Raw genomic sequence first — 14,364 nt, forward strand, 5'->3', positions numbered from 1 at the left:
ACTATTAATAATATGTATTATTATTTCTATTAGTATGATTGCTCATATTATTAGTATAAATACTATTGTTATTGGTTTTATTAGTTTTATTAGTTTTTTTATTTTTATTTGGACTGTAATTTTAATGCATCTATTAAGTTTATTTTATTTTTATATAATGCTGATCCAATAACTACTCCTTTAACTCCAGTTGTAGTAAGTTTTTTTAAATCTTCTAAAGTTGTTATTCCTCCAGAATAAACGATTGGAATATCTACAGAATTTACTAAGTCAATTGCTGGTTGAATATCCAAACCACTTAATAGTCCTTCTACATCTACATTAGTGAATAAAATACTTCCTGCTCCAGCTTCCTGAAACTCTCTACTAATATCTGTAGCTTTTTTATCAATTTTCTCTTTCCAACCTTTAATCACTACTTTAGAATCTTTACTATCAAGAGATACCATTATCCTTTCTGATCCAAATTCTTCAGATAGTTTTTTTATTGTATTAGGCTTTTCAATAGCCATTGTCCCAATAATAAGTCTTTCTATATCTAAATTCAAAAGTTTTTCAGCATATTCAATGCTTCTAATTCCTCCTCCCAGTTGAATTGGAACATTAACTTCTTTTAAAATTTTTTCTATTGTATTGAGGTTATCTTTAGTTTCTAAGGCTCCATCAAGATCAATCACGTGAATTATCTCGGCACCTTCATCTTCCCATTTTTTAGCTACCTTTTCAGGATTATCTATTATAACTTGTTCAGTTCCAGGTTTTCCTTGCACTAATTGAACACATTTCCCATTTTTTATATCAACTGCAGGCATTATTAACATTTTTTCCTCTTTGAAGGACATATAAGCACCTAATATTTTAATTAATATTTAAATAATCGTTTATTTTTTATATAATATTCAATTAATCGTTTATTTTTTCGTATTATATATAATTAATTATATAATATGTAATATATAAGTCAATTTATATAGTATAATAAAATTTATATAATATATTAATTTATTTTATAATTTATTTTATAAATTTAATAGTTTAAATTAATAGTTCAACTTATAAATTTATATAATTCAATTTTATATAATTCAATTATAAATTTAAATTTAATAATTCAAGATATAGATATAAAAATATTATTAATAATAAAAAATAAGATAATAATATTAAATTAAATGATTAAATACATTAAAAATTATAAAAATTAATAAAAATTATTATAAATAATTATTATTATAAAGAATTATTATAAAAATTGTTTTAAGAAGTTATTTTAAGATACTATTGAATTATTTTTAAGTTCATTAAGGTTTAAATTATGTTTAATGAATGATTTATTGATTTGATTTTTATGAAGAAGGTTGCTTTAAAAATTGCTTATATTGGAACTAATTTCCATGGATTTCAACGCCAACCAAACCATAGAACTGTTGAAGGAGAACTCATTTACACCTTAAAAAAATTAGGTTATATCAATGATTTAAACTCTTCTAAATTTGGAATAGCTGGCCGTACTGATAGGGGAGTACATAGTCTTGGAAATGTGATTAGCTTTATGAGTGATAGGGAAGTGATAGTTAATCAGATTAATCATAAACTTCCAGAAGATATTCAAATAATAGCTAAAGCTCCAGTTAGATATGGATTTAAACCAAGGTATGCTGAATCTAAACATTATAGGTATATATTTTTTGAAAAAGATCTTAATATTTCTCGTATGAATGAATTAGCTAATCTATTTGAGGGAGAACATGATTTTACTAATTTTTCCAAGAGAAATAAGAGTCAAAAGACTACTGTAAGAACTATAAACAAAATTGAGATCATAAATAATAATACTAATATTAATACTAATAATACTGATATTGATAATAATAGTAAAAATAATAGTAATAGTAATTATAATAATACTAATACTACTACTAATAATACTACTAATAATACTAATAATAATATTAATAATATTAATAATCTTGACATTGATGCAGAATCATCAGATACTTACAATCTTGATAAAGAATATTCTCAAAAATTAGAAAATCCTAAATATTTGAAAAGTTCTCCAAAATATATTTCTGATTTAAAAGAATCTGGAGATTTCATTGAATCTCATTATGTAGGTGAATTAAAAGCTATTGGGAGATTTAATGAGAATTTTCAGAATGTTAATTTTAACAAATCTAGCTATGAACCAGTTTTTATTGATATTTATGGAGAAAGCTTTCTTTGGAATATGATTAGGAAAATGATGAGAATCTTTTTATTTGTTGGTAAAGAAGAAATGGAAGTAGAAGAAGTAAAAGATATGCTTGATCCAACTAAAGAGTATAATATAAAACCTCTTAATCCTGAAAATCTTATATTAATGGATATAGAATATAATAATATAAAATTCCAATACGATGATTATGCATTGGAAGGATTTAAAAGAGTATTAGTAAGAAATCTTTTTGATTATAAAATGAAAATATCATTAGAAAACAGCCTTTTAAACAGCTTAGAAAGTTTAAAATAGGATATAACATTTTTTTAAAATCCTAAAAAGAATGTAACGGGAATTAGCTCCAAAAATAACAAGTTTATTTTAACTAATGAGTTATTTTAAATTAATATTTTATTCTATACTTTTTTATTTACATTTATTTTTAAGAATTATAATTTTTTAGGTGCATGAATAATAGTAAAATATATATATATATATATATATATATATATAGAAAATGAGTCTATACAATATATGTGTATTTAGTAAGTCCTTATTTCTCTTGATGCCTTAGTGTGTCTACACTCTTTATGAGTATATAGAGAAATAAGGCAAAGGCACTATTTTATTCTTTTTGATTAAACTCTATTAGAATATATTTGTTTTCAATGATTTTCAAGTATGCTTCATTTTTCCTTTCTAAATATTGAAAAGTAGACCAAGAAATTAAATCTGCAAATTGTATGCCAGTATTATTTTCAGAATGTACACATGAAACATTAGAAGTATTGTCTTTTAAAAAATTTCTTAAATTGCTTGTAAATTTTTTTTCTAAAGTTTTAGGTAGGAATTTATCGATAAATAGGTTACTAGGAGTATTATTTAATTTTGATAATTTTAATAATTCTAAAATCAAAAATTGATAAATTTCATTAACAGAATAATTTTTTAAAGGGTCTTTTTTGTTATTATAGTATATAGAATAAACCTCAATTTCCATTCTGTTCAAATTTTTTAATAAGTCTTTGATTAGTTTTTCATCACTTTTATATGCTTTAATTTCTTTAACATTTTTTAATTGTTTTCTATATTTACCTCTTCTAAATCTTTTAATGGTATTTTTCAATTTTTTAATTCTTTTTCATCATTAAATACTAAAAGACTAATATTGAAATAATTAAAATCTCCTTTCAAACCACCACTTTCATCAACATAAATAAACTTCATGTTTTAATCCTTTTATAGCTAATTTTATTTTTTGTTTCATTTAATTCATAATTAAGTTTATTCAATCATAAAATTGACAATTTATTAACAATATAATTTAACAAAATTTTAGTTAATTTTTTATTCTTGTTTTATAAAATATTACTATATTTATAATGAGTGTTTTCTATTTTATTTTTTTGGGTTGGTTACACTATTATTTTATTTATTTTGAAATTTTTTTAAATTTTTAATTATAAAAATTTTAATTATACTAAAAATATTATAAAAAGAAGAAATATATTATTTATAAAACAATTGATATATTATATATTAAATATGTTATAATTGAATAATATTTGAAATATTATAATTATTAAAAAATCAAAGATTTCTTAATTTTATAAAAATAAAAAATTTTTATAATTATAAAAAATATTATAAAAAATAGTGTAACAATGAGTATTATACTAAAATTATACTAAAATTATAATAAAGATTTGTTACAATTAATGAGGGATAGTCTGAATAACATTCAAATTAAACAGGATAAAAAAGATAAAACTTCAAATAGTTTTAAAACACCAATAATTGTGGGATTTGATCCGGGATTAACAGTTGGCTTAGCTATATTAGATCTTAATGGTAATTTACTTTTTTTAGGTAGTTTTAAGGAGATAACTAAGTCTGAAATTATAAATATAATAATGAAGTTTGGAAGAGCTATATTAATAGCTACTGATGTTGAAAATTCTCCAAAAGCTGTTAAAAAATTAGCTACTACTTTAAATTCAAAAATATTTGCTCCAAAAAATGATATTCCTGTATCATATAAAAATGAACTTGTAAATAACTTTTTAAAGAGTAGTGGTGATTTTTTACCAGAAAATACTGTAAATATGAGTAATGTGTCTGTGGATGCTCATAAGAGGGATTCACTTTCTGCAGCTATTTTGGCATATAAGAATTATGAAAATAAGCTAAATCAGCTTGAAAGGAAGTTTTTAGAAGCTAAAATTAATCTAAACTCAATCGATAAAGAGGATATTGTTAATGAGAATTATTATGAAATACTAAATCAGGCGAAATCTTTTTTAATAAATGATAAACCTATAATTGAGTCTATTTCTAAAGCATTTGAAATATATGATCTTATTGATAATGAGGAAGATATAGATTCTAATGAAGAAGAATTAGCTGATTCTGAAGATAACATTATTGGTATTAAGGATTTAGAAGAAAAGTTATATAGTCTTAAAAATATTAATAAATCTCAAGAAAAACAAATTAAGAATCAGGATAATATTATTAAAAAGCTTAAAAGTAAAAATAATTTATTAGCTAATGAGTTAACTGAGAAAGATAATAGGATATCTAAGATTGAGAAAGATTTAAAGATACTTAAATTAAAAGAGTCTAAAGCTGTTTTAAAGGATAAAGAAGTAGCTTCTAAAATTAAACTTCTAAAGACAATTCAGTTAAAGTATAATGAGGAGAAAAAACTTAAAGAATCTCTTGAAAAGAAATTAAACAAAAGGCTTAAATTTGATGATTTTAATGAGTTATCTATGTTTACACCTATTAAGATAATTGATTCATTTACAAAGAATGGTTTGAAACAAGCTAATAATTTGTTTAAATTGAAAAGGGGAGATGTTTTGTATTTTTTATCTTCAAAGGGAGGAGGTTCACAAACAGCTAAATATATTGTCGATATTGGTGTGAAAGCTATTATAACTAGTAAAGATAATGAAACAATGTCTCCACAGGCAAAAGAAGTGTTTGAAAAAAATGAAGTTCCTATTATTAATGAAACTGATTTAGATATTAAATTCTTTGATGATTATGCAGTTGCTGATACAAATGCTTTAAATAGTGTGATTGATAAGTGGAAAAAAAGTTCAAAACAGAAGACTATTAAAAAAGCTCAAGATGATCTTTTAAATGTTATTAATGAATACAGAGTAGAAAGAAAACGAGATATTTGATTCTTATATATTTTAATTTTTTTAAAGATTAATAAATCCTTTCAATTCCATTCATTTTATCGAAGTCTTTATCAAAACTTATTATTTTTGTTATTCCTAATTCTTTCATAGATTCGATGATTGTACTATCTGTAAACGATAAATCACCATTAAAATTTATGTAAGTTTCAATTATTTTATCATTGATATTAGGGATAGAATTTTCATTAAATATTGTACAGGTATCTTTTAAATAGTTGTATACTTTTTTGCAAGTTTTTACATCTGATTTCATACCTATTAATGTTATTATTTCGTTTAAAACAGCTTGACAGATTATTCTTTCTTCAATGGGTATCTCTTTTATTATTTCGCTTGCTCTTTCAAACCAGAAATCAGTTTTAATAAAAAATCCAATAAAAAAATTAGTATCTATGAATATCATATTTTTTTATCTCCTTTTTTATAGATATCATCTACTAATTTAACTGCATTTGTTTTTTCTTTTAGAGATATCATGCCTTTTACATCATCATCGGTTAATTTTTTTCTAAATTTTAGTTCTACTTTTCCATTTTCATCTGCGATCCATTCAATAACATGATCTTTTGTTAATCCTAATTTTTCTCTTATTTTTTTAGGTATTACGGTTTGAAATTTGTCATAAATATTTGTTTCAGCTTTTATCATAATTAAACTACCTTATGTTTTTTATTATAATATTATATTTTTCTTACTATTAGTATTTTCTTACGTTTATATCTTATCTTACGATATTTTTCTTTATGTATTAACAAATATTTAAATATTACTTCTTTTATAATTAGTATTAAAAATAGAAAAATTTATATAAAATTAATTATTATATATTATATTGTGTATAGGCTAGAGATTCAATAGGAATTTATTTTCTATTGAATTTCACTTCTTATATTATAATTCTTTTTGCTTTTAATTAATATCTGATTTTTGTAATATATTCTTTTTAAGTAAAATAATATTTTTATCAGTTTTTTACCAGCTTTATCAGTTTTTATTTGGCTTTAATTGATTTTTTCTATATCCTAAGAGTTGATATATGAGACTAGTATGGTATATTAACCTATTTTTACTCCTTATTTATAAATCAGAATAAGGAGCTTTGTAATACTAATACTTTTTTTATAATTAGTATTAAAAATAGTAAAATTTATATAAAATTAATTACAATATTTTGTAATGTGTATGAGCTAGAGATTCAATATGGATTTATTTTCTATTGAATCTCACTTCTTATATTATTTTTTGCTTCTTTTTTTATTTTGTTTTTTGTTCTTGTTTTTGTGTTATTCTTGTTTTTCTTCTTTTTTTCTTTTTTAAACAGCTATTTCACTGTTTTTGCGGGGTGGCTATTGTTTTTTCACTTTTTTGTAGTAGTAAGCTTTTTATAGTAGTTTCTTTATATTTATTATAAAAAGTGCATAGTGAGTGTTCATTTAATAGTGAGTGTTTATTTATTGTTGTGCTTTTTTTGTTTATAATTTTATAGGAGTGAGAATTATTTATGTTTAAAAATAAGTTTTTTGTTTCGTTTGTGCTAGTACTAGCTTTTTTATTCTTGTTTAGTTTGTCTAGTGTTAGTGCAGATGAGTATTATTTTAATAGTAGTAATATTACAAATGAGAGTTTTCAGGGTGTTATTGATAATAGTACTCCTGATGAAGTGATTATTAATCTTGATGATGGTGACTATTCTTTGGGTCAGATTAATGTGACTCGTAATGCTACTATAAAAGGTAATAGTAGTAATGTTAAGATCAATGGGTCTGGTATTTTGTTTAATATCACATCATCTAATGTTAAGCTTATTAATTTAACTATCACTGGTTATACTAATGCTATTGTTGGTAATAGTAGTGATTTAACTGTTACAGGTAATAATATTAATACTACTGGTATTAGTATTAATATTACTAGTTCTGGTGATAATTTAACGAATATAGTTATTAAGGATAATATTATTATTTCTGGTATAAGTAATACTGACTATGGTGCTGTTTTTGTTAATGCTAATGGTAAGGCTATTTCTTTTGTTTCTTTTATTAATAATAGTATACGTGGTAATGGTGCTAGTAATTCTAATGGTGTTCGTATTAATTCTAAGGGTATTAATAATTTGAATTTTGATGGAAATAACATCACAGGAACATACAATGGTGTTTATCTGTCTGCATACAGCAGCAACAACACCAATATAACCTTCGCCAACAACAACATCACAGGAACATCAGGCAATGGTGTTTATCAGCAGCAACAATGGTGTGGTGTTTATCTGTATGCATACAGCAGCAACAACACCAATATAACCTTCGCCAACAACAACATCACAGGAACATATATGGTGTTTATCTGTATGCATACAGCACCAATATAACCTTCGCCAACAACAACATCACAGGAACATGGTGTTTATCTGTATGCATACAGCAACAACAACACCAATATAACCTTCGCCAACAACAACATCACAGGAACAGGGGTGTTTATCTGTATGCATACAGCAGCAACAACACCAATATAACCCGGTGTTTATCTAACATGGCAACAACAACAGGAACATACTACCAAGGTGTTTATCTGGAGGCATACAGCAGCAACAACACCAATATAACCTTCGCCAACAACAACATCACAGGAACATACAATGGTGTTTATCTGTATGCAGACAGCAGCAACAACACCAATATAACCTTCGCCAACAACAACATTACTGGAGTGGATTATGGTGTGTATGTTTATTCTTATGGTGGTAATGTTGGTGGTGTTTTGTTTTTGAATAATACTGTTAATGTTACTGTTGGTAGTGGTTTTTATTTTGTTAATGGTGGTAGTGGTGCTATTAATGTGACTGATTTTATTATCAGGGGTAATAATATTTTTGCTACTAATGCTGGTTTGAATTTCAGTGGTCTTAAGACTGGTTCATTGGTTAATGTTACTGTTGAGTATAATCGTATATTGGCTCCTGTTGGAGTGAACATCACTGGTTTTAATGATAATAGTAGTTTTAATTATAATTGGTGGGGTGTTAATGATATAACTGACTTATTGTTAGGTGTTGATACGGTTAATCATTTTATTTTGAATGTTACTAATCTTACTAGTTTAGATAATGTTAAATTTGGTGATAATGTTAGTTTTGCGTTTTTAGTACTGAATACTAGTATGAATAATGATGGTGTTGAGTATTTGCCTTATTTTGTGGTGAATGGTACTTATAACAATCAGACTTTTGTTGTTGATAATCTTAGTAATTTTACTGATGTTTGGAATGTGTCTAATGTTGGAGATAATGTTTTTGCTGCGACTTTGGATAGTCAAGATGTAGGTTTCACATTTTCTGCAGGTAAGTTGGATACTAATTCTACTATTAGTGTGGATGATGTTCATGTTGGTACTATTGCTAGTATTAGTGGTCAGTTGGCTAATTATATTGGTAATGGTTCTGATTTGTTGAATGTTACTGTTGATGGTAACCTTTATGAAAATGTTGTTATTAATAGTACTGGTGGTTGGAATTTAACTTATTTGACTAATCGTACAGGTAATATCACAGTAACTGTTGATTATCTTGGTAATGATAATTATACTGGTTTTACTAATGTAACTAGTTTTACTGTGAGTTTGAATGATACTAATTCTAGTATTGTTAGTCCTGAAACTGTGAGTATTGGTGAGAATGTTACTATTTCTGGTCAGCTTGAGGGTTATGTTGGTAATGGCTCTGATATTTTAACTGTTACTGTTGATGGAAATGATTATAATGTTACCATTGGTAGTGATGGTGGTTGGAGTCTAGTTTATGCTACTAATCGTACAGGAAATATAACTGTTAGTGTTACTTATGCTGGTAATGATAATTACACAAGTTTTACTAATACTACAAGCTTTGAAGTGCTTAAAAATAGTACTAACAGTACTATATTGGTTCCTTCTGGTGTTCATGTTGGTGACACTGCGGTTATTACTGGTCAGTTGGCTAATTTTAGTGTGATTGGTTTTGTTAATGTTACTGTGGATGGTATATTGTATAGTGATGTTGTTGTGGATTCTGTTGGTGGTAATTGGACTGTTGAGCATTTAACTAATCATACAGGAACATACACTGTTACTGTTGAGTACACTGAATCTGATACTGGTAATTTTACTGGTTTTATTAATAGTACAAGTTTTGATGTTAGTAAGTTGGATAGTAATTCTAGTATTGTTATTCCTGTTGATATTAAGGTTAATGAAACAGTTTTAATTTCTGGTGTTTTAACAGATGAGAATAATAATACAATATCTGGTGCTAATTTAGAAGTTATTATTGATGGTGAAACCTTTAATGTGACTACTGATTCTGTTGGTGTTTGGAGTTTAAATTATACTCCTGAACATTCTGGTGTCTTTAACCTATCCCTCATTTATCAGGGTGATAGTCGGTATGATGGTTTTGTTGAAAATAAGGCTTTTAATGTTAGTAAGTTAGCTACTAATTCTAGTATTAATATTCCAAGTAATGTTAAAGTAGGAAAACCATTTACTGTTTCTGGTGTTTTGACTAGTGGTGGTAAACCATTGGCTAATACTACTATTAGTGTTATTGTTGATGGTAAAACTTATAAAGTTACTACTAATAGTCTTGGTGTTTGGAAACTTTCCTATACTCCGAAAAAGGCTGGAAAATCTACTATTAAGGTTTCTTTTGCTGGTAATAATGATTATCTTGGTTTTAATGTTAGTAAGACTTTTAAGGTAGTTGGGAAAGTTAAGATTAGTATTGTTAAGATTTCTAAGCTTGTTAAAGTAGGGAAGTATAGAGGTTTTAATCTTTATAGTAAAGTTTACACTATTAAAAATGTGGGATCTGCTTTAGGTTCTAAGGATTATGTTAAGTATTTTAAGAATTGGTATTTGGAGAAATTGTCTAAGACTAGTAAAATTGTTAAGTATCAGTTTAGTGTTAAGTCTAGGGTTTTAAAGGTTCAAGTTAAGAATTTGGGTGTTGGAAAACAAGTTAAAATTAAAATACTAGTAACACACAGAAAAAGACTATAAAATTGTAATTCTTTTTTTTTTTATGGGGGGAAGGAGGAGTATGAAATTAATATAAAGTATTTATTATCCCTAAACCTTTATTCCTTTTTCCCCCTTATTTTTTTGTTGAATTAATATTTATTTAAATGAAACATTAGAGTATTTTTCAGGGTTATATTGTACAGGAATTGTTAAATTAAATATGGCTGATTATTCAAATAGTTCTCCATTAATGAAGTTAGCATTTAATATTATTAATAATGAAGTGGTTTGTTATCAAAGAGAACTTGCAGGAGCTAAAATCTAAATTGGGTTATAAAATAATATTTTATAAATATTTAGAAAATTTATTCACTAACTTTTTAGAAATAGAATTTTCATAAAAATTGAATGTATAAACATTATAGGTATGATAACTATAGTAAACAGTATAAAAATCTTTATTTAATAATATGTATCCTATTTTATTATATTTTTTAACAAAAGAACCTATAGGATAATAATATCCATACATATTTATTATTATTTTATTATCTCCATTAAAATATGCTTTATATTTTCCTTCGTTGAAAAAACTTCCTTTTAGGTTAACATTTTTAGAAGTCAATAATCTATATTTTTTACCACTTATTAATTTAGTTACATATCCATCAAATTTTTTAACTGATTTGCCATTGAGGTATTTAGTAGTCCAATAAGATTTATATTTTTTATAGGTATGCCCATATTTTTTATAAGTTTTATATAGTTTATTAGTGGAATATCCACCTATATATTCTTTGCCAGTAAATATTACCGTATGATTTATTGATGAGGGATTATATTCATTGTTTCCAGGAAACTGAATATTAACCTTATATTTCCCTTGTTTATTAATTTTGAATTTTTTAATTTTAATATTTTGTATTAGTTTATCAGAGTCACTGAATTTACTATTATTATCTTTATCATAATAAACCATATATTCTAAATTTCCTATTTTTTCAGAACTAGGATAATAACTCCATACACATATTTTAGAATCTTTTTTAGTATTATTTGTGTCACTGGCATTAATAGAATTTATACTTATCATTAAAAACAATAAAATAAACCCTATAATTATTATTTTTTTATTCATAATTATCACTTTACTCTTAATTAGTATAACTTTATTATTTATTAATATATTATCATTATTATACTTTTATATCAACAAAAAATCATAATATGAGTAACAACTAATCTCAGACCAAGACATTTTCTTTTAAAGGATAACTATAACCTTATGCTAATAAATTTTTTATTATAGTTCATAAAATGAGAAAGATGATTATTATAATTAAAAGAACTAAAATAATAATTTAAGAAAAAGAAGATTTAAATAATACTTAAAAAATTTAAAGAGAGTTGAAAAATAATTTTAATTTTTACTCTCTTTTAACTTTTTTGTTTTTATATTTTGAGTGTTTTTGTTTTTTTGGATGATGTGTATATTCCTGTTCCTGTGTACTTTGTTGTTATTTTGTTTTTGCCTTTGATTGTTGTTGTTTTGAGTTTTAGGTATGCTATTCCTTTATTGTCTGTTTTTGCTTTTCCTAAGTATTTTTTGCCTTTGTATACTTTTATCCAACTTTTAGCCACTGATTTCTTTTTATTGTCTTTTAAACTTATTTTTAGCTTTGTGTATTTTTTGGATTTTGATGCTATTTGGAAATTGCTTGTTGTTTTTAATTTACGGGCTGTGTATTTGATTTCAGATTCTTGCTTGTCTAACTTAGCCTTGATTTTGTTATTCAATGTTGATAAAGTAATTTGCTGGGTGGTACTTGTTCTTCCATCAATATTTTTTAAAAGCTTATTATTATAATATAGGCTTGTTTTAAAGTATTGTAACTTAGATTTAGCATTTGCATTACTATTTGTACCATTAAGAACAAAATAATAATATAATTTTAGATTATCCGTTGCATATAATTTATTATTACTTGTTTTTGTCATAATTTTCATGGTATAATAATTTATTGGTTTAATACCAACTAGTTTACCTTTTATATTATTTGTACCCCACCAATTATGACTGATTTTAACCACCGAAATATTACCTTCAAATCCAGGATTCATTCCTTCTTCATTAATATAATATATGGAACTATTTTTGCTATTTAAGAATGTATTATATGTTATAGAAACTGGAAATCGGGTTACACTTAAATAAATATCGCTGCCTTTAGGAGAGGAATTATTGTTAAAATTAGAACTAGAAACATTTAAAGGTAAAATATAATTGTGTATTGCTCCTCCTGTTTCATTGGCTTTATTGTTGGTGAAATTAGAATTAAAAATATTTAATGTCATTCCATTAAATATTGCTCCTCCCATTAGTGCACTATTGTTAATAAAAGATGAATTATAAATATTACAAATATAGCCTAGTTCTCCTACAGATGGTGCAATAGCTCCTCCAATAATAGCAGTGTTATTTATAAATTTAGAACGAAGTATATTTAAACTTCCCTGGCTTATAATAGACCCTCCTCCTAATTTTGCAGAGTTATTAATAAAGTTACAAGAATCGATAATTATTGGAATATCACAATAATTATTAAATATTGCTCCTCCTCCCATTTCTTCACCTATTGCTTTATTGTTTAGGAAAATTGAAGAATAGATTTTCACTAATCCATTATATATAGAATTGTGTATTGCTCCTCCAGTATTAGCAGAATTATTTGTAAAGTTAGAATTTGTTATAGTTATGTTTCCTTGATTGTGTATTGCTCCTCCAGTGTTAGCAGAATTATTTGTAAAGTTAGAATTTGTTATAGTTATGTTTCCTTGATTATATATTGCTCCTCCGTAATTTGCTTTGTTATTGATGAATGTTGAGTTTATAATATATGCATTACCTGTAAGTGTAATAGTTCCATCTGGACTTGAAATTTGGATGTTGTTAATTACTGAGCCAGTAGTTAGGTTATTGTTCATGAATGAACAATTTATAATGTTTATTATTCTTAAATTAGTAATAATTCCCTGAACAAACTCACTGTCTTCTGTTCCTTGGCCATTAATTATTATTAAATTTATCAATGTTAAATTCACTGTATTTCCTATAAACCATGTGTTGCTACAGTCTATTATTGCTTTATTTTTAGGATTTTTACTTTTTATAGTAATATTCCTATAATTATTAGGATCATCATTGTCTATTTCAATTCCAATTTGTGTGTTGTTTTCTCCTTTGTAAGTTCCGCTTTCTAGTATGATTGTTGAGTTGCCTTTGATTGCTTCTTTTATACCTCCAGTGGTATTTTGATTGATTGTTACTTCGCTTGCTGATACTGTGCTTATTGTTAATGCTGCTGTAATTACCAGTATTGAGATTAGTATCATTTTTTTAGATATTATCTTTTTATTTATTTTTTTCATTTTTTCATTCACCCCTTTTTTTATATTTTCTTATCAATACTTATATTTTTAGGTATACCTAAATTTTTATTATTTTCAATACTATACTACTATAATTTAAAAAATTCTTTAGTAGTAATATAAAGCTTTATATCTCATAATACTTAAATAATACTAACTAAATTTGTTCTATTTACTAAAAACAATATTTATAAACTATTCAACAATTTATAAGTAATAAACAGTTAGAATATAAGAAAATAAAAAATATATCATAGTTAATATTTTTTTAATAAATAGTTTATCATTTTTTTTTAATAACAAGTGATTTTTAGAATTCAAAAAGGAAATAATTTAAGAAATAGTATTAAAATATTAATCATCCAGACAAAATTGGAAAAGTTTGAATCATTCTGTCTTTAGATTATGGGATTAATATAGATTTTAATTTACTTTTAAAAGTTTTTATAAAACTGTGAAAATAATTATTTGTTGTAATTTTTCAGTAATATATGATAATATTATAGTTTATGAGTTTACTAA

The 14,364-nt window shown here is 24.7% G+C and carries 10 protein-coding genes; 4 read left to right on the plus strand and 6 right to left on the minus strand.

What is annotated here, in order from left to right; all coding sequences use genetic code 11:
• Window positions 1–104: 104 nt before the first annotated feature.
• Complete coding sequence (gene hisA, locus MarbSA_RS09260) at window positions 105–842, minus strand: 1-(5-phosphoribosyl)-5-[(5-phosphoribosylamino)methylideneamino]imidazole-4-carboxamide isomerase (protein WP_042703452.1); 738 nt, start codon at window positions 840–842, stop codon at window positions 105–107.
• 506 nt (window positions 843–1,348) lie between these two features.
• On the opposite strand from hisA, the gene truA reads away from it, so the two are divergent.
• Window positions 1,349–2,512, plus strand: a complete 1,164-nt coding sequence (gene truA / locus MarbSA_RS09265; RefSeq protein WP_221061477.1) for a tRNA pseudouridine(38-40) synthase TruA — start codon at window positions 1,349–1,351, stop codon at window positions 2,510–2,512.
• Between the two features lie 313 nt (window positions 2,513–2,825).
• Here the strand turns inward: truA and MarbSA_RS09270 are convergent, their stop codons facing one another.
• On the minus strand, window positions 2,826–3,326 hold the full coding sequence (locus MarbSA_RS09270; RefSeq protein WP_221061478.1) for a DUF3800 domain-containing protein: 501 nt from the start codon (window positions 3,324–3,326) through the stop codon (window positions 2,826–2,828).
• Between the two features lie 592 nt (window positions 3,327–3,918).
• Here MarbSA_RS09270 and MarbSA_RS09275 point away from each other — a divergent pair.
• Window positions 3,919–5,394, plus strand: a complete 1,476-nt coding sequence (locus MarbSA_RS09275) for a DUF460 domain-containing protein (RefSeq protein ID WP_221061479.1) — start codon at window positions 3,919–3,921, stop codon at window positions 5,392–5,394.
• 28 nt (window positions 5,395–5,422) lie between these two features.
• Here MarbSA_RS09275 and MarbSA_RS09280 read toward each other — a convergent pair whose 3' ends face one another.
• Both MarbSA_RS09280 and MarbSA_RS09285 read right to left on the minus strand, forming a co-directional pair.
• Window positions 5,423–5,818: a type II toxin-antitoxin system VapC family toxin gene (locus MarbSA_RS09280; protein ID WP_221061480.1), complete on the minus strand. Its 396-nt coding sequence runs from the start codon at window positions 5,816–5,818 to the stop codon at window positions 5,423–5,425.
• Complete coding sequence (locus MarbSA_RS09285; RefSeq protein WP_080460643.1) at window positions 5,815–6,063, minus strand: AbrB/MazE/SpoVT family DNA-binding domain-containing protein; 249 nt, start codon at window positions 6,061–6,063, stop codon at window positions 5,815–5,817. The genes MarbSA_RS09280 and MarbSA_RS09285 overlap by 4 nt, the downstream gene beginning before the upstream one ends.
• 853 nt (window positions 6,064–6,916) lie before the next feature.
• Here MarbSA_RS09285 and MarbSA_RS09290 point away from each other — a divergent pair.
• Window positions 6,917–7,786: a right-handed parallel beta-helix repeat-containing protein gene (locus tag MarbSA_RS09290; protein ID WP_221061481.1), complete on the plus strand. Its 870-nt coding sequence runs from the start codon at window positions 6,917–6,919 to the stop codon at window positions 7,784–7,786.
• A complete protein-coding gene (locus tag MarbSA_RS09295) occupies window positions 7,669–10,452 on the plus strand; it encodes a hypothetical protein (RefSeq protein WP_221061482.1) in 2,784 nt (927 codons plus the stop codon). The genes MarbSA_RS09290 and MarbSA_RS09295 overlap by 118 nt, the downstream gene beginning before the upstream one ends.
• Before the next feature lie 307 nt (window positions 10,453–10,759).
• Here the strand turns inward: MarbSA_RS09295 and MarbSA_RS09300 are convergent, their stop codons facing one another.
• Window positions 10,760–11,551, minus strand: a complete 792-nt coding sequence (locus tag MarbSA_RS09300) for a hypothetical protein (protein WP_221061483.1) — start codon at window positions 11,549–11,551, stop codon at window positions 10,760–10,762.
• Window positions 11,552–11,865: 314 nt separating this feature from the next.
• On the minus strand, window positions 11,866–13,842 hold the full coding sequence (locus MarbSA_RS09305; protein WP_221061484.1) for an autotransporter outer membrane beta-barrel domain-containing protein: 1,977 nt from the start codon (window positions 13,840–13,842) through the stop codon (window positions 11,866–11,868).
• Window positions 13,843–14,364 lie beyond the last annotated feature (522 nt).

The sequence above is a fragment of the Methanobrevibacter arboriphilus genome (assembly GCF_019669925.1).
Taxonomy (GTDB): domain Archaea; phylum Methanobacteriota; class Methanobacteria; order Methanobacteriales; family Methanobacteriaceae; genus Methanobinarius; species Methanobinarius arboriphilus_A.